The sequence below is a fragment of the Streptomyces sp. NPDC029014 genome (assembly GCF_055564695.1).
Genome location: NZ_JBVHVT010000058.1, coordinates 1 through 25,600, shown reverse-complemented (window position 1 = coordinate 25,600; position 25,600 = coordinate 1). Strand labels below are relative to the sequence as shown.

Here is a 25,600-nt window from a genome sequence, read left to right as displayed (position 1 = left end):
GACATGACCGCAGTGACGGGGGAGAGCCCGGTCCAGGAACAGGAACAGGACCGGGTGGAGTCACAGGACCGGACGCCGGGCGGCAGCGTGCTCGGCGCGCCCCTCGACGCCCGCGAGGACCCGCAGCTGCTGCGCGGCGAGGCGGTGTACGTCGCCGACGTCAACCTGCCCGGCACCGCCCACATGGCCATCCTCGGCAGCCCGCTCGCCCACGCGCGGATCCTGTCCGTCGAGACGAAGGCCGCCGAGCAGCTGCCCGGGGTGCTGAAGGTGGCCACCGCCGCCGACTTCGCCGACGTCATGCCGCTGCCCTGCATCTGGATCCCCGGCGGCGTCGAGAGCCACTTCCCGCCCCACCCCTACGGACTTCCCGGCGCCCGCCCGGTCCTGTCCGGCGACACCGTCCGGCACGTCGGCGACCCGGTCGCCGCGGTCGTCGCCGAGACCCCGCAGCAGGCCGCCGCGGCCCTGGCCGCCATCGCCGTCGAGTACGAGCCGCTGCCCGTGGTCACCCGAGCCGACCACGCCCTCGCCGACGGCGCCCCGCAGCTGCACGAGGCCGTCCCGGGCAACCTCAACGCGTACTGGACCTGCGGGGACGAGGAGAGCACCGACGCGGCCATCGCCGCGGCCGAGGTGACCGTCGAGCTCGACCTGGTCAACCAGCGCACCATCAACAGCCCCATCGAGCCCCGCGGGGCCGTCGGCGACTACAACGCCGCCACCGGCGAGTACACCCTGTACGCCACCACCCAGGGCCCGCACAACCACCGCTTCCTGCTGTCCGCACTGGTCCTCGGCATCCCGTTCAACCAGCTCCGGGTGATCGCCCCGACCGTCGGCGGCAGCTTCGGCACCAAGGGCTACCTGTACCCCGACATGGCGCTGGTGCTGCTGCTGTCCAAGGCGCTCGGCCGGCCCGTGAAGTGGGTTGACACCCGCACCGGCCTGATGAACTCCACCGTCCAGGGCCGCGACCACCGCCAGCACGTCACCCTCGCCGGCACCCGCGACGGCCGCATCACCGCCGTGCGCTGCACCAGCTACGCCAACCTCGGCGGCTACCCGTCGACCATCGGCCCCGGCGTCGCCACCGCCCTCATGGGCCGCTCCATCACCGGCATGTACGCGATCCCCGCCGCGTTCTGCGAGGTCTACGCCGCCTTCACCAACACCGTGCCGCTCGGCGCCCAGCGCGGCAGCGGCCGCGCCGAGGCCGCGTTCCTGATGGAGCGCCTCGTCGACCGGTACGCGGGCGAGATCGGCATGGACCCGGCCGAGGTCCGCCGCATGAACCTGGTGCCGAACGACCGCTTCCCGTACGACAACGGCCTCGGCTGGACGTACGACTCCGGGGACTACGCCCACAACTTCGACAAGGCCCTGCAGCTGGCCGGCTACGCCGAGATGCCCGCCCGCAAGGCCGAGGCCCGCACCCGCGGCAAGCGCCTCGGCGTCGGGCTCGCCACCTACGTCGCCATCTGCGGCGTCGGTCCCTCCACCCGGATGTCCCAGGAGGGCATGCTGGGCGGCACCTGGGAGAGCGCCAACATCCGCGTCCACCCCACCGGTGAGGTCGCCGTCACCGTGGGCTCCGCCTCCACCGGCCAGAGCCACGGCACGGTCTTCGCGCAGGTCGCCGCCGCCGAGCTGGGCATCGACCCGGCCTCCGTCCGGGTGTACGAGGGGGACACGCTGAAGGCCCCGTACGGGCAGGGCACCTACGGCTCCCGCTCGTACAGCATGGCCGCGCCCGCGGTCGCCCTCACCGCCCGCAAGATCAAGGACAAGATGGTCAGGGCCGGCGCGGTGCTCCTCGGCGTCCCCGAGGACCAGGTCGTCTACGACGCCGGCCGGGTCCACGAGGCCGACAACCCCGACAACGGCAAGACGTTCTCCGAGATGGCGATGGCCCTCTGGTACGGCTGGGGGCTGCCCCCCGAGATCGAGCCCGCCCTCGACGAGACCACCCACTTCGACCCGCCGGACTTCAACTACCCGTTCGGCACCCACGTCGCCGTCGTCGAGGTCGACGAACTCACCGGCGAGACCGAGGTGGTGGCGTACACGGCCGTCGACGACGCCGGGAACATCGGCAACCCGAAGGTGGTGCGCGGCCAGATCGAGGGCAGCATCCTCCACGGCCTCGGCCAGGCCCTGATGGAGGCCGCCGTCTACGACGAGCAGGGCATCCTCCTCACCCGCGACCTCGGCAGCTACGCCCTGCCGCGCGCGGCGGACGCGCCGTTCTTCACGCTCGACCGGACGGTCACGCCCAGCCCGCACAACGTGCTCGGTGCCAAGGGCGCCGGCGAGATCGCTACCGTGCCGCCCGCCGCGGCCGTCGTCAACGCCGTCGTCGACGCCCTGTCCGACCTCGGCGTCACCCACATCGACATGCCGCTCACCCCCGAGAAGGTCTGGCGCCGCCTGCGAGGAGGAGCCCAGTGATCCTCACCGACTTCGACTACGTCCGGCCCGCCGGCCTCGCCGAGGCCCTGGACCTGCTCTCCGGCACCCCGGACGCCCGGGTGCTGGCCGGCGGCCAGAGCCTGCTGCCCGCCCTGCGCGCCGGGGAGGACAGCGCCCGCCTGCTCGTCGACGTACGCCGGCTCCCGGAGCTGCGGGGCATCGCCCGCACCCCCGGCGGGATCCGGATCGGCGCGCTCACCACCCTCGCCGAACTCGCCGCCAGCCCGCTCGTGCTCGCCGAAGCCCCGGAGCTCGCCGCGGCCGCCCGCGCCAACGGAGACCCCCAGGTCCGCAACCTCGGGACCGCAGGGGGCAACCTGGCCGTCCGCGGGCCGCGCGCCACCGACCTGCCCGCGGCCGCCATCGCCGCCGGCGCGGTGGTCGAACTGGCCGGCCCCGGCGGGCGCACCACCGCCACCGCCGAAGAACTGGAGGGCGACGGGCCGCCGCCCGGTGCCGTGGTCACCGCACTGCTGGTGCCCGCCGCCGGGCCGGCCGCCGCCTTCGAGAAGACGGCCGACCGGGCGACGCGCTACCCGGTGTGCGCGGCCGCCGTGCGGATCACCCCCGAGGGGCCGCGGATCGCGGTCACCGGGGCCACCGCCCGAGCGCTGCGGCTGCGCGGGGTCGAGGCCCGGCTGCTCGGGGGCCCGTACACCACCGAGGCCGTGCTCGCGGCCTTCCGCGCCGAGCCCCGGGAGCTGTTCGTCCCCGGGCGCGGTGCCTCGGCCGAGTACCTCGGCCACCTCGCGGGAGTACTCACCGCCCGCGCGCTGCAGAGGGCGGAACGGGCCCTCGCCTGACCGCCCACCACGCGGAACCGACAGGAGTGGCCGACGTGACCAGGACGACCGCGGGGGTCCACCCGCGCCCGGGTGGCCCGCCGGCCGCCGGCTCCGGGGGCCACGCCTCCGGCACCGAAGGTTCCGGTTTCTGGGTCGTGGGCGCGGTCCTCGTCCTGCTGATGCTCTCCTCCTCCGTACCGTCCGCCCTCTACGTGCTCTACCAGGAGAGATGGGACCTGTCCTCCGGGATGGTCACCGTCGTCTTCGCCGTGTACGCCGTCACCGTCCTGCTCGGGCTCCTGCTCTTCGGGTCCCTGTCCGACACCCTGGGCCGGCGCCCCGTGCTGGGCGCCGGGCTGGTCCTGGCGATCGCCTCCATGGGACTGTTCGCCGGCGCCCAGGGGCCCGGGCTGCTGCTCGCCGCCCGCGCCGTGCAGGGGCTCGCCGTGGGCCTGGCCACCGGGGCGATGGGGGCGGCCCTGCTGGAACTCGCCCCGCGCTCGCGGCCCGCCCTCGGCGCCCAGGTCAACAGTGCGGGGCCGACGGTGGGCATCGGGCTGGGCGGGATCGGCGCCGGGCTCCTGGTCCAGTACGCGCCCGCCCCGACGGTGCTCAGCTACCTGCTGCTCGTCGCCGCGTTCGCGGCCACGCTGGTCGGCGTCGCCCGGATGCGGGAGAGCGCCCCGCTCGGCCCGGGCGGGCGCAGCTGGCGGGTCGTCCCGCACCGGATCGGGGTCCCGGCCGCCGTGCGCGGCCGGTTCGCCGTGCTCGTGCTCACCGTCGTCGCGGTCTGGACCGTCGGCGGCTTCTACCTCTCGCTCGGGCCGCACCTGGCCCTGTCGCTGCTGCGGAGCACCAACTACCTCGTCGGCGGGGCCACCGTGGCCCTGCTGGCGGGCGCCGCCACCGCGGCCCAGCTGCTGCTGGGACGCACCGCACCGCTGCGGACGGCCGTCCTCGGCCTGTGCGGGCTGCTGGCCGGGCTCGCGCTGGTCCTGCTCGCCCTGTGGACCGGCTCCGCCGCGGTGTTCCTGGCCGGCACGGCCGTGCTCGGCAGCGGCTGGGGCGCTGCCTTCCTCGGCGCCTTCCGGGCGCTGAGCGCCCTGGCCGAACCGGAGCACCGGGGCGAGCTGACCGCCGCCGTCTACGTCTTCGCGTACCTCGCGATGAGCGTGCCGGCGGTGCTCGCCGGACTGCTCACCAACATCCACGGGCTGCACCGCACCTCCGTCGGCTTCATGGCCGCCGTCGCCGGGGTGTGCGTCCTGGCCCTGACCGCCACGCTGCGGCTGGCCGCCCGGACCCGGGCCGAAGGGAGTACGCCATGAGCGCCGCCGACGGCACCGATCCGGGCGCCACCGACCCGCGCGGTGCGGACCCGGGTGGTACGGACCCGGGCCGCACCGGCCCGGGCGGCACCGACCTGCGCCGGGCCCTGGCCGGGCTGGAGGTCTTCGCCGCGCTGACCGGGGAGCAGCTCGACTGGCTGGTCTCGGTCTCCGAGCCCCGGGTCCTCGCCGACGGGGAGGTCCTCTTCCGCGACGGCGAGGAGGCCACCGGCTTCCACGTCCTGCTCTCGGGCGGGCTGGTCGTCACCAAGGTCGTGGACGGCCGGGAGGAGGTGCTCACCCGGCACTCCACCGAGGAGGAGGGCGTCGCCGCCGAGGACCACGACGGCAAGCCCTCGGCGGCGCACCGCTTCACCGGCGAGCTGCCGCTGCTGACGGACGGCGCGTACGTGGCCACGGCCGCCGCGAGCGGGCCGGCGACGACGGTGGTCGCCTACCCGAAGCCGGTGTTCTTCGAGATGCTGACCCGCTGCAACGGCGTGGCGGCCGTGCTGATCCCCGTGCTGGCCTGGCGGATCAAGTCCTCCGAGGTGCAGGCCCGCAAACGGGCCACCGTCGAGGCCCTCGGGACGCTCGCCGCGGGCCTCGCGCACGAGCTGAACAACCCGGCGGCCGCCGTCGCCCGGGCGGCCCAGGAGCTCTCGCCGGCCCTGGACCGGCTCACCCGCAGCGCCCACGCCTGGGGCGCCGCCGCGGGCGGCGCGGAGCGCGCCGTACTGGACCGGGTGGCGGAGGAGCTGGACAAGCTGCCCCCGCCCGCCACCACCGACCCGCTCGCCCAGGCCGACGCCGAGGAGGAGGTCGCCGACTGGGCGGAGGAGGCGGGCGCCGAGCGCCCCGGCCTGCTCGGCGCGGGGATCGCCGACCTCGGGCTGGAGCTGGGTTGGCTGCTGGAGCGGCTGGAGGGCATCGGCGAGCCGGCCCTGCCCGCCGCCCTGGACCACCTGGCGGCCCTGCTGGAGATCCGGGCGCTGGCCGCGGAGCTGCGCGCGGCCGGTCCGAGGATCTCCCAACTGGTCGCCGCCACCCGTGATTACGCCAATCTCGACCGGGCGCCCGAGCAGCGCTTCGCGGTGCCCGACGGACTGGAGAACACGCTGGTCGTACTGCGTGCCAAGCTCGCCGGCATCACCATCGTGCGCGCGTACGAGCCGGACCTGCCCGAACTGACGGGCTACCCGAGCGAGCTGAACCAGGTGTGGACGAACCTGGTCGACAACGCGGCCGAGGCCATGGAGGGCTCCGGCACCCTCACCCTGCGGGTGCGGGCCGAGGGCGCCTGCCTGGTCGTGGAGGTGGCCGACACCGGGCGGGGGATCCCCGAGGACTCCCTGCCGCGGATCTTCGAGCCCTTCTACACGACCAAGGACGTGGGCAAGGGAACCGGCCTCGGGCTGCACCTCAGCTACCGCATCGTGACCCAGCGCCACCGCGGGTCGATCACGGCCCGCTCGCGTCCGGGGGAGACCCGGATGATCGTCCGGCTGCCGCTGAGCGCGGCCGCCGCCTGCGCCGAACCACCGTCCGAACCCACCACCACCAGTTGAAACGGAGTCGCCATGGCCACGTACGACATCTCCAAGCTGCACCCGGTCTTCGTCCGGCAGATGGACGCGCTCGCCGCGCTGGACATCGACGCGGTGATGAAGAACTACACCGACGACGCCGTACTGGTCCGCTTCGAGGGCGCCTCGGTCGGGATCGACGCCGTGCGCGAGACGTTCACCGGCTACCTGACGCTGAAGCCGACCCTGGTGGAACTGAAGGAGTACATCGAGACCGACGACACGATCTTCTACCGGGCGATCATGAATCTGAACGGCGCGCCGGAGCACGCATTCGGGACACTGGTGGTCCGCGATGGCCGGATCTGGCGCCAGACCGCCGGCTTCGGGAGCTGACCGGCGATATCCGGGTAGCGTGTGCGGGGAGGGCGGGGCAGCGCCCTCCCCGTGCGCGTGGGGAAATGGCTAAGGGGAGGTCATGGAACGCGAAACCGGTCGTATCGAGGCATTCAGTGATGGTGTATTCGCCATCGTCATCACGATTCTCGTCCTGGAGCTCAAGGTTCCGGAGGAGACGGGATCGGACTTCTGGCACGGCGTGTGGGAACAGTGGCCGCACTATGCGGCGTACGTGGTGAGTTTCCTCATCATCGGCGTGATGTGGGTGAACCACCACACCATCTTCACGCATCTCAAGCGAGTGGACCGACCCCTGTTGTTCCTGAATCTCGTGGTGCTGATGGTGGTCTCGGTGATTCCGTACACCACCACCGTCCTCGCGGAGCACCTCGTCCACGGCGGCAGCTCCGCCAACTCGGCCGCAGTGCTCTACAGTTCGGTCACCGTCGCCTACGCGCTCGCCTTCCTGGCCTTCTGGTGGTACGTCACCCGGGTCGGCCACCTGTTCCACGAACACGTCGACCGGGAAGGCGCCCGCGCCACCCGGATGCGCTTCGGCCTGGGCGCCATCGCCTACCCGCTCACCGTCGTCCTGTCACTCTTCTCCGCCACCCTCACTCTCGTCGCACACTTCGTCATTGCGCTCTACTATGCGGCGAACCAGATCCCCATCCCCCTCGTGGTAGAAGAAGAGCGGCTCGAATCTGCCAGCGACCTCAGGAAGTAGCCGCCACGGCCTACGGCCGTTTGGGGACGTCAAGTAGGGTATTGGATCTAGTGGTCGCGGGGGAGGCCCAGATGGCTCGAACAGTGCTGCCGGAGGAATCCGCCAAGGAAATCTCCGAATTGATCGACGTCCTGATCTCGCTATTCTTCGAATCGTTACCCCGGCGGGACCAGCGAAACTGGGCCCGCGTATATCTCAACGGCCTCGTCCGCACCAGCGGGAAGAAAACGATCCGCAACATCGCCGGAACGGGCGCGAGTTCCGTCGAGCAGAGCCTCCAGCAGTTCATCAGCAAGTCGCCCTGGGACTGGACCCCCGTACGGCGCTCGCTCGCCCAGTACCTCGAACGCACCGCCCAGCGCCCGCTCGCCTGGGTCGTCCGGCCCATGGTCATCGAGAAGGCCGGCGACCGCTCCGTCGGCGTCGGCCGGCAGTTCGTCCCCCAGCTCGGCCGCACCGCCAACTGTCAGCAGGCCAGCGGGATCTGGCTCGCCTCCAGTGAATCCAGCTTCCCCGTCGAGTGGACCCTCACCCTGCCCGCGCCCTGGACCGGCGAACTGCTGCGCCGCCGCCGGGCCGGGATCCCCGACACGGCGCGCTCGCTCACCCCCGCCCAGGACGCCGTGCACGCCGTCCAGCGGATGGCCGCCACCTGGCAGCTCCAGCGGCGGCCCGTGGTGATGGAGGTCGCCGGCGGCGACGTCGCCAGCTGCGTCGAGTCCTTCACCCTCCAGGACATCCCGTTCGTCTTCAAGGTCGACGGCTCGCTGCCCGTCTCCTTCGGCGGCGCCGGCCGCCAGCGGCCCGGCCCGTACACGGCGCCCGCCCGCGAGCTCATCGACTCCCTGCGCTCCCAGCGGCGCGTCGTCGAGTGGACCCGGCACGGCCGCGCCGAGGGAGCGGTGACCCTGCTGACCTCGGCCGCCATCCTCGCCGCTCCCGGCGAGGACCGTCCCGTACCGCTCCCGCCGACCCCGCTGCTGCTCATGGGCGCCTGGACGGAGGCGGCGCTGCTGCCCACCGAGTTCTGGATCACCAACATCGGCGACCGGCCCCTGGCCCAGCTCTTCCTGCTGGCCAAACTCACCGACCGGGTGTCCCTCGACTTCGCCGAGACCTGCGAACCCGTGGGCATCCGTGACTTCGAGGGCCGCTCCTTCCGCGGCTGGCACCACCACGCCACCCTCGCGAGCGTCGCCCACGCGTCCATGCTGCTCGGCTCCCGTGGCCGGACGTCCGCCGGCGCCGGATACCCCGGCCCCGCCCGCGGCCCCCTCGGCCCCGCCCGCGCCGCCGTCACCCCGGCGGGCCGCCCCACCGCCGCCGCGCCCGCCGCCACCGCCACGGCACCCGCCGCCGGCGCCGCCCGAACCGGCCCGGCGCCGGTGCTGCCGCCCCGGCCGTTCATCCCCGGCCAGAGCGCCCGGCGCGCGTACATCCGCTGACCCGTCCGCCGGAACCCCGCCCCGGACGGGGGCGCACCGCGGCCCGGACCCCTCTCGCGGCCTTTCGGGGGCCATCTCCCGTAGGAAGCCACGAGAGGGTCCGCTCCGTCCTGGACGATCGGCCCGGGCGGCATTCGTGCCGGTCCATGGGAGAATGAAGTACGTGCGTTTTCCCGGCTGCCCCGCACGGGTATGACGGGATCCTCCGACTGACTGGGATGTTCTGCACGTGCGTTTCCTCAATGACCTGAAGCCGCCGTACGACCTGACGTACGACGATGTGTTCATGGTGCCGAGCCGTTCCGCGGTCGGCTCCCGACAGGGCGTCGACCTCGCGTCGCCCGACGGCACCGGCACCACCATCCCGCTCGTCGTGGCGAACATGACCGCCATCGCGGGCCGCCGGATGGCCGAGACCGTCGCCCGCCGCGGCGGCCTCGTGGTCATCCCGCAGGACATCCCGATCGAGGTCGTCACCGACGTCATCTCCTGGGTCAAGACCCGCCACCACGTGCTCGACACCCCGATCACGCTGGCGCCCACCCAGACCGTCGCCGACGCCCTGTCGCTGCTGCCCAAGCGGGCCCACGGCGCCGGTGTCGTCGTCGACGCCGACAACCGCCCGATCGGCGTGGTCACCGACCACGACCTGACCGGCGTGGACCGCTTCACCCAGCTCTCCGAGGTCATGTCGAAGGAGCTCCTGCTCATCGACGCCGACATCGACCCCCGCGAGGCCTTCAACCAGCTCGACGCCGGCCACCGCAAGCTGGCGCCCGCCGTCGACGGGGACGGCCGCCTCGTCGGCATCCTGACCCGCAAGGGCGCCCTCCGCGCGACCCTGTACACCCCGGCCACCGACGCCGCCGGCAAGCTGCGCATCGCCGCGGCCGTCGGCATCAACGGCGACTACGTCGGCAAGGCCAAGCAGCTCCTCGACGCGGGCGTCGACACCCTCGTCATCGACACGGCCCACGGCCACCAGGAGTCGATGATCAACGCGGTCAAGGCCGTGCGCGCGCTGGACCCGCAGGTCCCGATCGTCGCGGGCAACATCGTCGCCGCCGAGGGCGTCAAGGACCTCGTCGACGCCGGCGCCGACATCATCAAGGTCGGCGTGGGCCCCGGCGCCATGTGCACCACCCGCATGATGACCGGCGTGGGCCGCCCGCAGTTCTCCGCGGTGCTGGAGTGCGCCGCAGAGGCCGAGAAGTACGGCAAGCACGTCTGGGCCGACGGCGGCGTCCGCCACCCGCGCGACGTGGCCATGGCCCTGGCGGCCGGCGCGTCCAACGTGATGATCGGCTCCTGGTTCGCGGGCACCTACGAGTCCCCGGGCGACCTCCAGCAGACCGCCGACGGCCGGCTCTACAAGGAGTCCTTCGGCATGGCCTCGGCCCGCGCCGTCCGCAACCGCACCTCGGAGGAGTCCGCCTACGACCGTGCCCGCAAGGCGCTGTTCGAGGAGGGCATCTCCACCTCCCGCATGTTCCTCGACCCCCAGCGCCCGGGCGTCGAGGACCTGATCGACTCGATCATCGCCGGTGTCCGCTCCTCCTGCACCTACGCGGGCGCGGGCTCCCTGGCCGAGTTCGCGGAGAAGGCCGTCGTCGGCGTCCAGTCCGCGGCCGGCTACGCCGAGGGCAAGCCGCTCCACGCCAGCTGGAGCTGACCCGTCCCTGAGGCCCACCCGGGTCGTCCCGGTGGCCCCGGGCCTGTTCCTCGCGGACGGGCCCGGGGCCACCGGCGTTCCGGGGCCGGCCCGGCCGGCCCGTGGGACGCCCGGCCCGGTCAGGGGAAGGCCCGGCCCGGTCAGGGGCGGGGGCGCTGCTCCCCCGGGGCGGAGCTGTGCACGCCCGCCCGGTACTTCGGGATCCGCAGGGTGACCTTCATGCCGGCCCCGATGCCCGTCTCGATCACCGGCCCGTACGCGTCCCCGTACACCTGCCGGATCCGCTCGTCCACGTTCGTCAGCCCGATCCCGGACGAGGAGCCGGCCTGCTCCCCGGCCAGGATCCGCCGCAGCAGGGCCGGGTCCATCCCCACCCCGTTGTCCTCGATGCTGATCACCGCCTCCGCCCCCGCGTCCCGGGCGGCGATCGTGATCAGGCACTCCCCGGCGGAGTTCTCCAGCCCGTGCTTGACCGCGTTCTCCACCAGCGGCTGGAGGCACAGGAACGGCAGCGCCACCGGCAGCACCTCGGGAGCCACCTGCAGGGTCACCTTCAGCCGGTCCCCGAACCGGGCCCCCGCCAGGGCCAGGTACTGCTCGATGGACCGCAGCTCCTCGGCCAGCGTGGTGAACTCCCCGTGCCGCCGGAAGGAGTAGCGGGTGAAGTCGGCGAACTCCAGCAGCAGGTCACGGGCCCGCTCCGGATCGGTCCGGACGAACGAGGCGATCGCGGCCAGGGAGTTGAAGATGAAGTGCGGGGAGATCTGCGCCCGGAGCGCCTTGATCTCCGCCTCCATCAGCCGGGTCCGCGACCGGTCCAGCTCGGCCAGCTCCAGCTGCACCGACACCCACCGCGCCACCTCGGTCGCCGCCCGCACCAGCACCGCCGACTCCCGCGAGCCGTACGCCACCAGCGCCCCCAGCACCCCGTCCTCGCCGGTGAGCGGGGCGACCACCGCCCACTTCAGCGGGCAGTCGGGACGCTGGCACTCGGTCCGCACGCTCTGGCTGCGCCCCGAGTCCAGCATGACCGTGACCCGTGCCATCGCCCGCCGCTGGTGGTGGTCGGCGCCCGGCCCGTCCCAGGCCAGCACCGCGTCCCGGTCCGTCAGGCACAGCGCCTCCGTCCCCAGCAGGGAGCGCAGCCGGCGGGCGGCCTTGCGGGCGGCGTCCTCGGTCAGCCCGGCGCGCAGCGGGGGAGCGGCCAGCGCCGCGGTGTACAGGGTGTGGAACGTGGCCCGCTCCACCGGAGTGCCCAGGTCCGGGCCCGCTGCGCGCTCGGCGCGCCGGGCGTGCCACCGCCCGCCCGCCCAGCCCAGGCCCAGCAGCACCGCCCCCGACACCGCCGAGGCGGCCAGCAGCGCCGTGGTCACGCCGTACCCCCCGTGGCCCGGGCGGCGCCCGTACGCCCGTGGCCCGGGCGGCCGCCGCCCGGCAGGGTCCCGGCCACGGACTCCGGCAGGTGCAGCCGGGCCAGGGTCGCAGCCGTCCCCGCAGGGACCCGCGACCGGGTCGCCACCGACACCAACACCATCGTCATGAAGCCCAGCGGCACCGACCAGGCCGCCGGCCAGGCCAGCAGCGCGTGCGCCCAGCCCTCCCGGGCCAGCCCCGCGCGGGTCGCCAGCACCGCGCCCAGCGCCGCCCCGCCGCCCGTGACCATGCCGGCGACCGCCCCGGGCGGGGTCAGGCCGCGCCACCAGATCCCCAGCACCAGCAGCGGACAGAACGACGAGGCCGACACCGCGAACGCCAGCCCCACCGCGTCCGCCACCGGTACGTCCGCCAGGGCCACGCTCCCGGCCAGCGGGACCAGCATCGCCACCAGCACCGCGATGCGGAAGGTCCGCACCCCCCGCCGGGCCAGCACGTCCTGGTGCAGCACCCCGGCCACCGCCATGGTCAGCCCCGAGGCCGTCGAAAGGAACGCCGCGAACGCGCCCCCGGCCAGCAGTGCCCCCAGCAGCTCCCCGAGCAGCCCGCCCAGCATCCGCTCCGGCAGCACCAGCACCACCGCGTCGGCGTCGCCGGTCAGCGCCAGCTCGGGCACGTAGGTCCGGCCGAGGGCCCCGTACAACGGCGGCAGCAGGTAGAAGAAGCCGAGCAGGGCGAGCACCGCCAGGGTGGTGCGGCGCGCGGCCGGGCCGTTGGGGCTCGTGTAGAACCGCACCGCGACGTGCGGTAGTCCCATCGTGCCCAGGAAGGTCGCCAGGATCAGCCCGTAGGTGGCGTACAGGCCGAACGCCTGTCGGTCCCCGCCCAGCGGCTCCGACCAGCGGGAGGCTCCGGCCCCGGCGGCCGGCCGGGACTGCGGGACGGGGGTGCCGGGCGTGAACTCCAGCCGCGCGGGGGCCCGTACGAGGTGTTCCCCGGCCGGGAGGGTCAGCGGGGCGGCCGTGTGCGTCCGGCCGTCCAGCCGTCCGGTGACGGTCACCGTCAGCGGTGCGTCCAGGGTGAGGCGGACGTCCTCGGCGAGGGTGACCGCGGTGTGCTCGCGGAAGACCGCCGGGGCGTCGAAGGAGGCCCGGGGCGCGCCGTCCCCGGCCCACGCGGCCAGCAGGAAGAAGGCGGGGACCAGCAGGGCGGTGAGCTTGAGCCAGTACTGGAAGGCCTGCACGAAGGTGATGCTGCGCATGCCGCCGGCCGCCACGGTCGCGGTCACCACGGAGGCGACGACGACCCCGCCCACCCAGTGCGGGGCCCCGGTGAGGATCTCCAGGGTCAGCCCGGCGCCCTGCAACTGCGGCAGCAGGTACAGCCAGCCCACCCCGACCACGAACAGCACCGCGGTCCGGCGCACCGCCTGCGACTGGAGGCGGGCCTCGGCGAAGTCGGGCAGCGTGTACGCGCCCGAGCGGCGCAGCGGGGCCGCCACGAGGGCCAGCAGCACCAGGTAGCCGGCGGTGTAGCCCAGCGGGTACCAGAGCATGTCGGGCCCTTGGAGCATCACCAGCCCCGCCACACCCAGGAAGGAGGCCGCGGAGAGGTACTCCCCGCTGATGGCCGCTGCGTTGAGGCGGGGGCCCACGGTGCGCGAGGCGACGTAGAAGTCGGAGGTGGTCCGGGATATCCGCAGGCCCAGCGCGCCGACCAGGACCGTCACCAGGACGACGACGGTGACCGCGGTCAGCGCGTACGTCTGGTTCACCGGGGGTCCTTCGGCCGGGGAGGGGGAGGGCGGGGTGACCGGATTCTATGCAGCGCAACCGGCCGGCAACAGGCGGGATCCGGCGTGTTCCGGGGGCCTCCCGTCGGCCATCCGGGACCTGCGGAGGGAGGCACCTCGGGAGGCGCCTCGGAGGCCTCACGGCGTGAGGTCTCGGTGCTCCGTGCAGTCCCGCAGAGCGATCTCCAGCTCCACGTACGAGTCCTCGGCGCGCCGGAAGGCCAGCCGCAGCGCGGCCTCCGCCCGGGGCGGGAGCTGGAGGTGGGCCCCCTCGTTCACCGCGTACAGGACGTCGGCCCAGCGGGCGGCGGCGCTGCGCAGCCGGGCGAGCAGCACCTCGGCCTCGGCGGGACCGGCCGGCCGGGTCCGGGGCAGTCCGGCCACCGCGTCGAGCAGTGCCTGGATCTCCGCCATCGGCACCCACCCCCCTCCCTGACGACCCGCGGTCCCACGATAGGGGCGGCCGGGGGTCCGGGCGCATGCGGCCGCCGCCCCTGCGACCGACGGCACGGCTGGGGCGCCGTACGTCCCGTGCGACGCGACGAACGGCCCGCCCGCGCGCCGGACGGTCGGCGGATCAGCCGGTCGCCTGGCGCAGCAGCAGGTCCCGCAGCTGGCGCGCGTGCCGGCGACTGACCTGGAGCTCGGCGGCGCCGATGCGGACGCTGGTGGTGCCGGCGTCGATCCGGAGCTCGTCGATCCTGCGCAGTGCCACCAGGTGGCGGCGGTGGATGCGGACGAACCCGCGGGGCGCCCAGCGCTCCTCCAGGGTGGACAGCGGGATGCGGACCAGGTGGCTGCCGGCGTCGGTGTGCAGCCGGGCGTAGTCGCCCTGGGCCTCCACGTAGGCGATGTCGGCGATGGCGACGAACCGGGTGACCCCGCCGAGCTCGACGGCGATCAGGTCCTGGGCCCGGTCGGCGGCGGCCCCGGCCGCGCTCCCCGGGGTGGGGGCCGCGGCGGTGTCCGGGGCGGGGCGGTGCCGCGCCGGGCCGGCCGGCGGCACCGCGGTCGGGCCGGTCGGGCCGGTCGGGCCGGCCGCGCCGGGCGGCTGCTGCGCGGCGCTGCGGCCGAGGTGGTCGCAGGCCCGCCGGACGGCCTCGGCCAGCCGCTCCGGCCGGACCGGCTTGAGGACGTAGTCCACGGCCTTGAGGTCGAAGGCCTGTACGGCGAAGCCCTCGTGGGCGGTGACGAACACGACCAGCGGGGGATGCGCGAACCCGGCCAGCAGGCGGGCGATGTCGAGGCCGGTGAGCCCGGCCATGTGGATGTCGAGGAAGACGACGTCGATGGCGTCGGCCCCGTCGGGCCCGCTCTCCAGCGCGCGGGTGATCCGGCGCAGGGCCCCGGTCGCGTCGCAGGCGCCTTCGGCGCTCAGGACGCGGTCGTCGGACCGCAGCAGGTACAGGAGTTCCTCGAGGAGCGGCTTCTCGTCGTCGACGGCCAGTACGCGCAGCATGCGACGAGAGTGTAGGGAGCGGCGCGCCGTGGCGGAACGGTGCGCGGCCCGCCCGCCGGGGGAGGGGGAGGCGGGGGGCCGCGCGGCTCGCAGGGTGGGGGGGGAGGTGAGGGGAAGGGGTCAGGAGGTGGTGATCAGCTTGCCGTCGGGGGAGACGGCGTACCAGGTGCCGCCGACGCCCTGGCCGTTGATGTCACCGGGCTTCTTGTCGCCGGTGAAGGTGTAGATGGGCCAGCAGTCGACGCTCTGCTGCTTCTTGCCGTCGGGGCGGTCGAGGACCGAGAAGCCCTTCTCGATGATGCCCTTGGCGTTGGCCTTGTCCACCGGGGGTACGATCGGCCACTTGGCCACGCAGTCGCCGGTGCAGTTGGAGGCCATCGGCCAGGCGGTGTCCTTCTTGAAGCGGTAGACCGTCATGCCGTTGCCGTCGACGATGTGGTCGCCGAGCTTGGGGTCCTTGGCCACGGACAGGGACCCCTGGGCCGGGGCGGCGCCGCCGGAGCCCGACCCGGAGCCCTCACCGGAGCCCGAGCCGGAGCCGGAGCCGGAGCCCGAGCCGGAGCCCTCACCGGAGCCGGCGGCCCCCTTCGCGGCCTTCTTGCCGTCGGGGGCGAGCGCGAACCAGGTGCCGCCGACGCCCTGGCCGTTCTGCTCGCCGGCCTTGGTGTCCTTGGCGTAGCGGTACACCGGCCAGCCGCCCACCGTCAGCTGCTTGCTGCCGTCGCTGCGGGCGACCTCGCCGAGCACGGACGCGTCCATGCCCGAGGCGGCGGTGACGTCGCCGGCCGCGACCGCGGGCCAGGCCTTGGCGCAGTCGCCGTCGCAGTTGGACTTCGGCGGCTTGGGGGTGTCCTTGTCGAAGCGGTAGAGGGTGAAGCCGGCGCTGTCGGTGAGGACCTGCCCGAGCTGCTCGGTCTGCGCGATCGCCAGCTGCCCGGCGGCCTTGGTGCCCGGGTTCGCGCCGGCACCCGCGTCGCCGCCCGAGCCGTAGTCCGAGCCGTACTCCGAACCCGCCTGCGCGGCGGCCCCCGCCGGCTTGACCGCGCCGGCCTTGGTCTCGCCCTGGCCGCAGGCCGTGGCGGTCAGTGCGACGAAGACCGCCACGGTGGCCAGGGTGGTTCCGCGCTTGATGCCCATCTCGATCTCTCCCACGTCGGTGTTCCCGTGTCCGGCGCCCCGATGTGCGGTGCGTCGGCAACTGTGCTCAGGACACGGGGTGGGGAGCCCGATCTGTTCACGGCGGGCGGTGTGGGGTGTTTCACTCAGCCGCCGTCGAACCCGGCCCGCCGCAGAGCCGTGACCACAGCAAGGCCCATCACCCGGTGTCCGGCGTCATTGGGGTGCAGCCCGTCCTCCAGGTGCTCGGGTCCGAGCAGGTCCCGGCCGGGCAGCAGGGCCAGCCGGTCGTCCCCGGCGGCGACCCGGTCCCGGGCGGCCCGCTCCATCGCGTCGCGCAGCGCGCCCAGGGTGGCGCCCAGCCGGTTCGGGGTGCGCTCGGCGTCAGGCCGCAGCACCGGGGAGACCAGCAGCAGCGGGGTGCGGGGGTGCCCCTGGCGGACCAGGTCGAGGAAGGCGCGGGTGGTCTCGTACAACAGGGGCGCCGAATGCGGCACGCGGGACCAGCAGTTGGTGCCGAAGGCGAGGGTGAGGACGTCGGCGGGGAGGGCGGCGAGCTGCTCGGCGGTGGCGAGCTCGCCGCGCGCGGCGCCCGCGTACCCGAGGTTGACGGTGTCCCAGCCGAGCGCCCGCCCGGCGACGGCCGGCCAACCGTGGGCGGGGCGGGTCGACCACCAGCCCTCGGTGATCGAGTCGCCGTGCACCACCCAGCGCGGCGCGGCCGGCGCCGGGGCGACGGGGCCGCCGATCCCGCGCAGGCCCAGGATCAGCGGGGACTGCGCCTCGGGCGGGTGGACGGTGAAGGGGCCGGGCCCGCCGGGCAGGCCGATCCGGACGACGGCCTCGGGGGCCGGGTCGGTCCACACCTCGCGGACCACGCCGTGGCGGTCCCACAGGGCGAAGCCGTGCGAAAGGTCACGCAGCGCGTCGGTGGGGCCGGGGACGGTGGCCCGGTAGTGGATCTCCAGGGCGCGCGCCGCGTCGTCCGCGGTGAACTCCAGCCGCACCCCGATCGGCAGCGTGGCCCGCTCGCCGGTGTCCCAGGGCAGCCGCAGGGTGTCGTCCGGATCGGCGCGGACCGGGCGGCCCCGGTCGAGCCAGGCGACCCCGCGCAGGAAGGGCTGCGGATCGAGCCAGGCCGCGGCCGTGGTGTCGGCATCCATGGCCGCACGCTCCGGCAATTCTGACGGACTGTCAAGAAGGGCGGTTTGGGTGATTCACGCACTGATCGATCATCAGCGTGCAACAAAGGGCTACTCAGAACGGATCCGTGCAATGATCGTGCGCCAATGTGCAAGGATGGTGCATTACGGGCGGTATCACTCAGCTCGTAGGCTCACTCGCTGTACGTGGAGTGGCGCGGTCCGCCTGCTCGGCGGTCCGCCCATGCCCAGACACCTGTCTGCGTCCTGCTCCGGATCGCTGCGGCCGATGCCTCAACCCTCATCCGCAGTGTCAAAGGAGTCCCCTCGTGCTCGATCACGACCAGGCGCCGCCGCTCCCGAAGGAGTCGCGAGGGCCTGTGAACCCGCTGCTCCGCCGCAAGCCCGTGGAGCAGCTCGTCGCCGAGGGTGGCCAGGGTGAGGGCGGCACGCTGCGCCGCTCGCTCACCATGTGGCAGCTGACCATGATCAGCATCGGTGCCACCCTGGGCACCGGCATCTTCGTCGTCCTCGGCACCGCCGCCCCCAAGGCCGGCCCCGCCGTGACGATCTCCTTCATCATCGCGGGCCTGACCGCGCTCTTCTCGGCCCTCTCCTACGCCGAGCTGGCCGGCTCCGTTCCGGTCTCGGGCTCCTCGTACTCGTACGCGTACGCCACCATGGGTGAGTTCATAGCCTGGATCTGCGGCTGGTGCCTGGTCCTGGAGTACGCCGTCTCCGTCGCGGCCGTGGCCGTCGGCTGGGGCCAGTACCTCAACGAGCTCCTCGACGGGACCATCGGCGTCACCATCCCCGAGTCGGTCTCCGCACCGCTGGGCGAGGGCGGGTTCATCAACCTGCCGGCGCTGGTCGTCGTCCTGCTCTCGATGGTCTTCCTGATGCGCGGCGCCAAGGAGAGCGCCACGGTCAACTCGATCATGGTCGCGGTGAAGATCGTCACCCTGCTGCTCTTCATCGGCATCGGCGTCATGGGCATCAAGTCCGGCAACTACACGCCGCTCGCCCCGCTCGGCGTCACCGGCATCAGCGCCGCCGCCTCCACCCTGTTCTTCTCGTACATCGGCTTCGACGCCGCCTCCACCGCCGGTGAGGAAGCCAAGAACCCGAAGAAGGACCTGCCGCGCGCGATCATGCTGTCGCTGGGCATCGTCACCGTCCTCTACGTCCTCGTCGCCTTCGTCGCCGTCGGCGCCATGCCGTGGCAGGACTTCGAGGGCACCGAGGCCGCGCTCGCCCAGATCATGACCGACGTCACCGGCACCAGCGTCTGGGGCGTCGTCCTCGCCGCCGGCGCCGTGATCGCGATCTTCTCCGTCGTCTTCGCCGTCCTCTACGGCCAGACCCGCATCCTCTTCGCGATGTCCCGCGACGGCCTCGTCCCCAAGGTCTTCGCCAAGGTCGACGAGAAGACCGGCGCCCCCCGCGCCAACGTCGTCCTCGTCTCCGTCTTCTGCGGCGTCCTCGCGGCCTTCATCCCGCTGGGCAAGCTCGCCGACGCCACCAGCATCGGCACCCTCTTCGCCTTCGGCCTGGTCAACGTCGCCGTGATCGTCCTGCGCCGCACCAAGCCCGACATGCCGCGCACCTTCAAGGTGGCGCTCTTCCCGGTCACCCCGATCCTGGGCTTCCTCGCCTGCGGCTACATGATGTTCAGCCTCGATATGGCCACGTGGATGGTCTTCGGTGGCTGGATGGCGGTCGGCCTCGTGGTGTACTTCTGCTACGGCATCCGCCGTTCCCGCCTGGCCACGGAAGAAGTGGCCACAGCAGAAATGTGATCCACCCGCAGTGCGACTGAACGATCTCGACGAACGCATCGTGCACGCCCTCGCCGAGGACGCCCGCCGCTCCTACGCGGACATCGGCTCCGAGGTCGGACTCTCCGCCCCCGCCGTGAAGCGGCGCGTGGACCGGCTGCGCGCCGAAGGGGCCATCACCGGCTTCACCGTCCGCGTCGACCCCGCCGCCATGGGCTGGGAGACCGAGGGTTTCATCGAGATCTACTGCCGCCACAACACCTCCCCGGACGACATCCGGCGAGGACTGGAGCGGTACCCCGAGGTGGTGTCCGCGTCGACCGTGACCGGCGACGCGGACGCCCTCGTCCAGGTCTTCGCCTCCGACATGCGGCACTTCGAGCGGGTCCTGGAACGCATCGCGGGCGAGCCCTTCGTGGAGCGCACCAAGTCCGTGCTCGTCCTCTCCCCGCTCCTGCGCCGCTTCACCTCCGGCGCCCCCGCGTAGGGGCCCCGCAGGGGACGGGTCCCTGCGGCCCGCGGCGGCAGCGGACGTACGACGGAAGGCCCCCGGCACATCGTGCCGGGGGCCTTCCGCGTACCCGCACCGCGAGCCCCGCGGGGGCGGGGACGGCGTTCACCGGCCGCCGCGGGCCGCGGCCGCGGCCGCGGGCGCCAGGTCGGCCACGACGGCCTGGCGGCGGGCCAGCAGCATCCGCCGCTCCTCCTCCGTCAGTCCGCCCCACACCCCGAAGGGCTCGCGCGTCCGCAGGGCGTGCTCCAGGCACGCGGCCCGCACCGGGCAGACCGCGCACACCCGCTTCGCCGCCCCGTCGCGCTCCTCCCGCTCCGGACCCCGCTCGCCCGCCGGGTGGTAGAAGCGGCCGGGGCCCAGGTTCCGGCAGGCCGCCCGCAGCTGCCACTGCCAGTGGTGGTACGCGGCCCCCGGCAGCCGTGAGACGTCGTTCATGGCGGTGTACCTCCTGTCGTCGATGAGTCCGCGTGTGACCGCTCGACGCCCCGCCAAACCTGTCGGCCGCCCCACCCCGCACCGGATGGCGCGATTCCGCCCCCGGAGGGCCGAGGACGGGGCTGAGGGCGGGGCCTGGTCATGTCTGCGGGGCCGCCGGGGTGCGCAGGCCGATGAAGGACGGGCGGCGGCGCAGGGTGAAGCCCATCGACTCGTACAGGGCGATCGCCCCCGTGTTGTCCGCCGCGGCGTGCAGGAACGGTCGCTCGCCGCGGGCCACGACCTCCGCCGCCACCGCCCGGATCAGCCGCGCGGCGAGCCCCCGGCCCCGGTGGTCGGGGTGCGTGCACACCGCGCTGATCTCCGACCAGCCCGGCGGCCGCATCCGCTCGCCCGCCATCGCGACGAGCCGTCCCTCGTCCCGTATCCCCAGGTAGGTGCCCAGCTCGACGGTCCGGTCCAGGAACGGCCCCGGCTTCGTCAGCTCCACCAGCTCCAGCATCTCCGGCACGTCCGCCGGGCCCAGCCGCACCGCCTCCGGCGCGGACTCGGCCCGGACAGCCGAACCGTCCAGCTGGACACCGCCGATCGAGAGCACCGTCGTCCACCCGTCCGGCGGGGCCAGCAGCCCGGTGACCCACACCGGCGCGTCCGGCCCCACCAGCTCCGCCAGGTCGGCCCAGGCGCGCGGGTCCCCCGGGTCCGCGAGCGCCGCGAACGGGGAGGTGTCGGCGGTGTAGCGGGCGGCGAGCCCGCCGGGCGCGGTCTCGGCGAAGGCGCCGCCGCTGGGGCCGTTCAGCGCGGCCCAGACGGGGTTGTCCAGGACGTGCACGGGCGCTGCGGTCTCGGTTTCGGGCGACATGGTGCGGGGCGCTCCTCTCCACCGGACGGCGCGCCCGGGCCCCGCACAGCGTGTCGACGGCCCCGCGCACCGCCGACAGACTGCTCGGTACGACGGTCACCATGGTCAGCAACGGTCGCGGGCGGCTTTATGCCCCGTGGAGCGCCGGACGGACCCCCCGCCCGCGCCGACGACGGCCGATATGCTGGACGACCTGCGGCGACCCGGCTTCCGGCCGGCCGCCCGCGGTGGCGCCCCGAGGCCCGTTCCGCCCTGTCGTGACGGTAACCCCGCAACCCCGCGCAACGAATCGCCGCCCCACGGGCCAAACGCGCAACGAATCGATGCGCGCAGCGCAACGGTCACGGCTTGTCGGGGTCGAACGCGTAACCGTACCTTCATAGGACACCACGCCCCATCTGCCACAGAGGTACGCCCATGCCCCCGCTGCGCACCGCCCTCCTCCAGAGCTCCGGAGTTCTCGGTGACACCGCCGTGAACCTGAAGGCGCTCGACGAGGCCGCGGCCCGCGCCGCCGAGGCCGGCTCCGGGCTCCTCGTGACCTCGGAGATGTTCCTGACCGGCTACGCACTGCCGGTCGAGGACATCGCCTCCCTCGCCGAGGCCGCCGACGGCATGTCGGCCCGCGCCATCGGCGAGATCGCCCGCCGCCACGGGCTCGCCGTCCTGTACGGCTACCCGGAGCGGGACGGCGAGACCGTCTACAACTCGGCGCAGCTCATCGGCCCGGACGGGGCCCGCCTCGCGAACTACCGCAAGACGCACCTGTTCGGCTGCTTCGAGCAGGAGGCCTTCACCCCCGGCGACGTCCAGGTCGTCCAGGCCGAGCTGAACGGCCTCCGCATCGGCATCATGATCTGCTACGACGTGGAGTTCCCGGAGAACGTCCGGGCGCACGCGCTGGCCGGCACCGACCTCCTCCTCGTGCCCACCGCGCAGATGCACCCGTTCCAGTTCGTCGCCGAACAGCTCGTCCCCGTACGGGCCTTCGAGAGCCAGATGTACATCGCGTACGTCAACCGCACCGGCCCGGAAGGCGAGTTCGAGTTCGTCGGACTCAGCTGCCTCGCCTCTCCGGACGGGGTCACCCGGACCCGGGCCGGCCGCGGCGAGGAGATGGTGATCGGCGAGGCCGATCCCGAACTGCTGCGGAACTCGCGCGAGAACAACCCCTACCTCCGCGACCGCCGCCCCGGGCTCTACTCCTCCCTCGTCTGAGCCCCCCGGCCCGCTCCGTCCTCCCCCTCTGCCCCACCCTGCAAGGAGTCGTACCCCATGACGTCCACGGTGCCCACCACCGCCGTCCCGCACAGCGACGGACAGCCGCCGATCACCATGTTCGGCCCGGACTTCCCGTACGCGTACGACGACTTCCTCGCCCACCCGGCGGGCCTGGGCCAGATACCGGCGACCGAGCACGGCACCGAGGTCGCGGTCATCGGCGGCGGCCTGTCCGGCATCATCTCCGCCTACGAGCTCATGAAGATGGGCCTCAAGCCCGTCGTCTACGAGGCGGACCAGATCGGCGGCCGCCTGCGCACCGTCGGCTTCGAGGGCACCGGCACCGAGGGGCTCACCGCGGAGATGGGCGCCATGCGCTTCCCGCCCTCCTCCACCGCCCTGCAGCACTACATCGACCTCGTCGGCCTGAAGACCGAGCCGTTCCCGAACCCGCTGGCCGAGGCCACCCCCTCGACGGTCGTGGACCTCAAGGGCGAGAGCCACTACGCCGAGACGATCGCCGACCTCCCGCAGATCTACCGCGACGTCGCCGAAGCATGGAACGCCTGCCTGGAAGAGGGCGCCGACTTCTCCGACATGAACACCGCGATGCGCGAGCGCGACGTCCCGCGCATCCGCGAGATCTGGGCCAAGCTCGTCGAGAAGCTCGACAACCAGACCTTCTACGGCTACCTGTGCGAGTCGGAGGCCTTCCAGTCCTTCCGCAAGCGCGAGATCTTCGGCCAGGTCGGCTTCGGCACCGGCGGCTGGGACACCGACTTCCCGAACTCCATCCTGGAGATCCTCCGCGTCGTCTACACCGAGGCCGACGACCACCACCGCGGCATCGTCGGCGGCTCCCAGCAGCTGCCGCTGCGCCTGTGGGAGCGCGAGCCCGAGAAGATCATCCACTGGGCCCAGGGCACCTCGCTGTCCTCCCTGCACGACGGCACCCCGCGCCCCGCAGTGACCCGCCTGCACCGCACGGCCGGCAACCGCATCACGGTCACCGACGCCTCCGGCGACATCCGCACCTACCGTGCCGCGATCTTCACGGCCCAGTCCTGGATGCTGCTGTCCAAGATCGAGTGCGACGACTCGCTCTTCCCCATCGACCACTGGACGGCGATGGAGCGCACCCACTACATGGAGTCCTCCAAGCTGTTCGTCCCGGTCGACCGGCCGTTCTGGCTGGACAAGGACGAGGAGACCGGCCGCGACGTCATGTCGATGACGCTCACGGACCGCATGACCCGCGGCACCTACCTCCTCGACAACGGCCCGGACCAGCCGGCCGTGATCTGCCTGTCGTACACCTGGTGCGACGACAGCCTGAAGTGGCTCCCGCTGTCCGCGAACGAGCGGATGGAGGTCATGCTGAAGTCCCTCGGCGAGATCTACCCCAAGGTCGACATCCGCCGCCACATCATCGGCAACCCGGTGACCGTCTCCTGGGAGAACGAGCCCTACTTCATGGGCGCGTTCAAGGCCAACCTGCCGGGTCACTACCGCTACCAGCGGCGCCTGTTCACCCACTTCATGCAGGACCGCCTCCCGGAGGACAAGCGCGGCATCTTCCTCGCCGGCGACGACATCTCCTGGACGGCCGGCTGGGCCGAGGGCGCCGTGCAGACGGCGCTGAACGCGGTCTGGGGCGTCATGCACCACCTCGGCGGTGCCACGGACTCCACCAACCCGGGCCCGGGCGACGTCTACGACGAGATCGCCCCGGTCGAGCTGCCGGAGGACTGACCTCCGCAGCCCCCGCGACCACGGGCCGCCCCCGCGTACACAGCGCGGCGGCGGCCCGTTCTCAATGCCCGGGGGCGGCCGCTGCGTTCGGCGCAGCCCCCTCCGCGGGATCCCGTGGCGGCGCCGACCGGCGCCACACCAGCCGCCAGCGCTCCGCCCGCGCGGCCAGCACCGCCTCGTCCCGCGTCGTCGGGGTGGTGCCGAGGCTCACCCCGCAGCCCGCGCAGAGCCGGTGGCGGTGGTGGCCGTCGCGCAGGACCCGGGTGCCACGGTCCGCCCCGCAGACCGGGCAACCCTCCGGGGCCCCGGCCGCGGTGCGCAGGATCCGCGGCATGACGGCATGCAGGGGCTCGTCCGGGTGGAACTCGGGATCGGGACACCACAGGCGGCGTGTCGGCTCCGGCGGGTTCGCCGCGCGTACGCCCGCGGCCTTCTGGGCGGTCCGCCGGACCTGCCAGGCGGCGTACCCGGCCCGCCACAGCTCCCGCGCGGCGTGCAGTTCCTCCACCGCCCACACGAGCGCGCCCGGATCGTCCTCCAGCCGGGCCGGGACCCCGGCGCTCACCGTCAGGTGGTGGTAGGTCGCGCGGAAACCGTACGGGGCGAACTCCGTCAGGCAGGTCCGCAGGGCCGACAGCCGCCGGTGGGGCGGGCGGGAGACGTCGTGGACGCGGCGGCGGTGCGTGGCGAAGCTGGTCACCGCCCGACTGTAGGCGAGCAGGTCCGCCCCCGCCGGCGCGGCCCGGTGCCCAGCGCGGCCGGGTTCCCAGGGTGCTGCCCCAGCCACGCGTCTCGAACGCCGGCGGGGTCGGGGTGGCGCGGTCCCGGCTGCGAAGTGGCGGCGCGAGGGGAGGCCGGGGCGGCGGCCCGGCGGGAACCTCAGGCGGTCGGGGTGAGCAGGCAGCGTCCGACCAGGCCGACGCCTGCGTCCAGGGACTGCGTGAACTCCCCCGCCAGATCGGGACTGTCGCGCAGGGCCCACAGCAGGCGGGCTGCCGACCAGGCCGCGTCGCGGGCCCGTTCCAGGCTCCAGGAGCCGAGCAGATGCGTCAGCGGGTCGGCGACCTCCAGCAGGTCGGGGCCAGGCATCAGGTCCTCGCGGATGTGCTCCTCCAGTGTCACCAGGGTGTCCCCGACCCGGTCGAAGTCGGCCTCCAGGGCGGCGGGCGCGCAGTCCAGGGCGCGACAGGAGGCCACCACCGCCACGGGGAGGTCGTAGCCGATGTGCGCGTTGATCCCGGCGAGGGCGTGCTGGAGCGGGCGCACCCCGGGGTGGCGCCGGTACTGGAACAGGGGCCGCCAGCAGGCCGGTACCCGGCGCCCGTCGGAGGCGGTCTCCACTGCCGCGAGGTACCGCTCCGCGAACAGCACGGTCAGGGTCGTGGCGGTGCGCACCTCGGGGAACCCCCCACGGGCGATGCGCTCCCGCAGCTCCCGCGTGACCGTCAGGTAGATCCGGTTGAAGACGGCGACCCCGTCGCGTGGGTGCAGCAGGTCGTCCAGCCGGCGCATCCGCGCGAGCACCGGGTCCAGCGACACCTCGACCGTCATCTGCGCCATGGGCCCGAGGGTCCCAGGGCGCGCCCGCCAACGGGAGGGCACACGGCCACGTTTCGCCGGTTCGGGCGAAACCGGACCCGTTGGAGCGTGGTCCCCGGTACCGGTTCGTGCCGACGCTCGTGAGCGCGGCGCGGCCCGGGGGAGGAGCCGTGGGGGGGGGGGGGGGGGGGGGGGGGGGGGGGGGGGGGGGGGGGGGGGGGGGGGGGGGGGGGGGGGGGGGGGGGGGGGGGGGGGGGGGGGG

22 protein-coding genes are annotated in these 25,600 nt (G+C 73.7%); 12 read left to right on the top strand and 10 right to left on the bottom strand.

Features of this window, described 5'->3' with window-relative positions:
- Window positions 1-3 precede the first annotated feature (3 nt).
- The 8 genes from ACZ4VL_RS27790 to ACZ4VL_RS27755 all read left to right on the top strand — a co-directional run bounded on the left by ACZ4VL_RS27790 (window position 4) and on the right by ACZ4VL_RS27755 (window position 10,354).
- The gene (locus ACZ4VL_RS27790; protein WP_468205037.1) at window positions 4-2,451 is read left to right on the top strand and encodes a xanthine dehydrogenase family protein molybdopterin-binding subunit; all 2,448 of its coding nucleotides are present in this window, start codon (window positions 4-6) and stop codon (window positions 2,449-2,451) included.
- Entirely contained in the window at window positions 2,448-3,275 is an 828-nt protein-coding gene (locus ACZ4VL_RS27785) for an FAD binding domain-containing protein (protein WP_468205035.1), read from the top strand. Before ACZ4VL_RS27790 ends, ACZ4VL_RS27785 begins: the two co-directional genes overlap by 4 nt.
- Window positions 3,276-3,310: 35 nt before the next feature.
- Window positions 3,311-4,585 (top strand): MFS transporter, encoded by a 1,275-nt coding sequence (locus ACZ4VL_RS27780; protein WP_468205033.1) that lies wholly within the window; start codon window positions 3,311-3,313, stop codon window positions 4,583-4,585.
- Window positions 4,582-6,153 carry an ATP-binding protein gene (locus ACZ4VL_RS27775; RefSeq protein WP_468205031.1) on the top strand — a complete coding sequence of 524 codons (1,572 nt, stop codon included), beginning with the start codon at window positions 4,582-4,584 and terminating at the stop codon, window positions 6,151-6,153. The genes ACZ4VL_RS27780 and ACZ4VL_RS27775 overlap by 4 nt, the downstream gene beginning before the upstream one ends.
- Before the next feature lie 12 nt (window positions 6,154-6,165).
- Window positions 6,166-6,507 carry a nuclear transport factor 2 family protein gene (locus ACZ4VL_RS27770; RefSeq protein WP_404238658.1) on the top strand — a complete coding sequence of 114 codons (342 nt, stop codon included), beginning with the start codon at window positions 6,166-6,168 and terminating at the stop codon, window positions 6,505-6,507.
- An 82-nt stretch (window positions 6,508-6,589) separates the two neighbouring features.
- Window positions 6,590-7,237, top strand: coding sequence for a TMEM175 family protein (locus tag ACZ4VL_RS27765; RefSeq protein WP_404238660.1), 648 nt, complete (start codon window positions 6,590-6,592; stop codon window positions 7,235-7,237).
- A gap of 71 nt (window positions 7,238-7,308) precedes the next feature.
- Window positions 7,309-8,682: an IS701 family transposase gene (locus ACZ4VL_RS27760; protein WP_468205029.1), complete on the top strand. Its 1,374-nt coding sequence runs from the start codon at window positions 7,309-7,311 to the stop codon at window positions 8,680-8,682.
- A gap of 223 nt (window positions 8,683-8,905) precedes the next feature.
- On the top strand, window positions 8,906-10,354 hold the full coding sequence (locus tag ACZ4VL_RS27755) for a GuaB1 family IMP dehydrogenase-related protein (RefSeq protein WP_468205093.1): 1,449 nt from the start codon (window positions 8,906-8,908) through the stop codon (window positions 10,352-10,354).
- Window positions 10,355-10,494: 140 nt separating this feature from the next.
- Here the strand turns inward: ACZ4VL_RS27755 and ACZ4VL_RS27750 are convergent, their stop codons facing one another.
- From ACZ4VL_RS27750 to ACZ4VL_RS27725, 6 genes are all read right to left on the bottom strand, one after another.
- Window positions 10,495-11,727: a sensor histidine kinase gene (locus ACZ4VL_RS27750; RefSeq protein WP_468205027.1), complete on the bottom strand. Its 1,233-nt coding sequence runs from the start codon at window positions 11,725-11,727 to the stop codon at window positions 10,495-10,497.
- Window positions 11,724-13,502 carry a sodium/solute symporter gene (locus tag ACZ4VL_RS27745; protein ID WP_468205025.1) on the bottom strand — a complete coding sequence of 593 codons (1,779 nt, stop codon included), beginning with the start codon at window positions 13,500-13,502 and terminating at the stop codon, window positions 11,724-11,726. Before ACZ4VL_RS27745 ends, ACZ4VL_RS27750 begins: the two co-directional genes overlap by 4 nt.
- Before the next feature lie 156 nt (window positions 13,503-13,658).
- Window positions 13,659-13,934, bottom strand: a complete 276-nt coding sequence (locus tag ACZ4VL_RS27740) for a hypothetical protein (RefSeq protein ID WP_468205023.1) — start codon at window positions 13,932-13,934, stop codon at window positions 13,659-13,661.
- Between the two features lie 163 nt (window positions 13,935-14,097).
- A complete protein-coding gene (locus tag ACZ4VL_RS27735) occupies window positions 14,098-14,979 on the bottom strand; it encodes a LytR/AlgR family response regulator transcription factor (protein WP_468205021.1) in 882 nt (293 codons plus the stop codon).
- A 120-nt stretch (window positions 14,980-15,099) separates the two neighbouring features.
- Entirely contained in the window at window positions 15,100-16,116 is a 1,017-nt protein-coding gene (locus tag ACZ4VL_RS27730) for an SCO0930 family lipoprotein (RefSeq protein ID WP_468205091.1), read from the bottom strand.
- Window positions 16,117-16,241: 125 nt separating this feature from the next.
- Window positions 16,242-17,258: a GDSL-type esterase/lipase family protein gene (locus ACZ4VL_RS27725; RefSeq protein WP_468205019.1), complete on the bottom strand. Its 1,017-nt coding sequence runs from the start codon at window positions 17,256-17,258 to the stop codon at window positions 16,242-16,244.
- 308 nt (window positions 17,259-17,566) lie between these two features.
- Between ACZ4VL_RS27725 and ACZ4VL_RS27720 the strand changes: the two genes are divergently transcribed.
- Both ACZ4VL_RS27720 and ACZ4VL_RS27715 read left to right on the top strand, forming a co-directional pair.
- A complete protein-coding gene (locus tag ACZ4VL_RS27720; RefSeq protein ID WP_468205017.1) occupies window positions 17,567-19,036 on the top strand; it encodes an amino acid permease in 1,470 nt (489 codons plus the stop codon).
- Window positions 19,037-19,046: 10 nt separating this feature from the next.
- Window positions 19,047-19,502: an Lrp/AsnC family transcriptional regulator gene (locus ACZ4VL_RS27715; protein ID WP_007262967.1), complete on the top strand. Its 456-nt coding sequence runs from the start codon at window positions 19,047-19,049 to the stop codon at window positions 19,500-19,502.
- A gap of 129 nt (window positions 19,503-19,631) precedes the next feature.
- Here ACZ4VL_RS27715 and ACZ4VL_RS27710 read toward each other — a convergent pair whose 3' ends face one another.
- Window positions 19,632-19,964, bottom strand: a complete 333-nt coding sequence (locus tag ACZ4VL_RS27710) for a WhiB family transcriptional regulator (RefSeq protein ID WP_468205015.1) — start codon at window positions 19,962-19,964, stop codon at window positions 19,632-19,634.
- Window positions 19,965-20,103: 139 nt separating this feature from the next.
- Window positions 20,104-20,826 carry a GNAT family N-acetyltransferase gene (locus ACZ4VL_RS27705; RefSeq protein ID WP_468205013.1) on the bottom strand — a complete coding sequence of 241 codons (723 nt, stop codon included), beginning with the start codon at window positions 20,824-20,826 and terminating at the stop codon, window positions 20,104-20,106.
- 417 nt (window positions 20,827-21,243) lie between these two features.
- Here ACZ4VL_RS27705 and ACZ4VL_RS27700 point away from each other — a divergent pair, with 417 nt between their 5' ends.
- On the top strand, window positions 21,244-22,044 hold the full coding sequence (locus ACZ4VL_RS27700) for a carbon-nitrogen hydrolase family protein (protein ID WP_385805262.1): 801 nt from the start codon (window positions 21,244-21,246) through the stop codon (window positions 22,042-22,044).
- Between the two features lie 57 nt (window positions 22,045-22,101).
- Window positions 22,102-23,799: a flavin monoamine oxidase family protein gene (locus ACZ4VL_RS27695; protein ID WP_361091332.1), complete on the top strand. Its 1,698-nt coding sequence runs from the start codon at window positions 22,102-22,104 to the stop codon at window positions 23,797-23,799.
- Between the two features lie 61 nt (window positions 23,800-23,860).
- Here the strand turns inward: ACZ4VL_RS27695 and ACZ4VL_RS27690 are convergent, their stop codons facing one another.
- Both ACZ4VL_RS27690 and ACZ4VL_RS27685 read right to left on the bottom strand, forming a co-directional pair.
- On the bottom strand, window positions 23,861-24,499 hold the full coding sequence (locus ACZ4VL_RS27690; RefSeq protein ID WP_468205011.1) for a hypothetical protein: 639 nt from the start codon (window positions 24,497-24,499) through the stop codon (window positions 23,861-23,863).
- A 179-nt stretch (window positions 24,500-24,678) separates the two neighbouring features.
- Window positions 24,679-25,359 (bottom strand): DUF5995 family protein, encoded by a 681-nt coding sequence (locus ACZ4VL_RS27685; RefSeq protein WP_468205009.1) that lies wholly within the window; start codon window positions 25,357-25,359, stop codon window positions 24,679-24,681.
- Window positions 25,360-25,600: the final 241 nt, after the last annotated feature.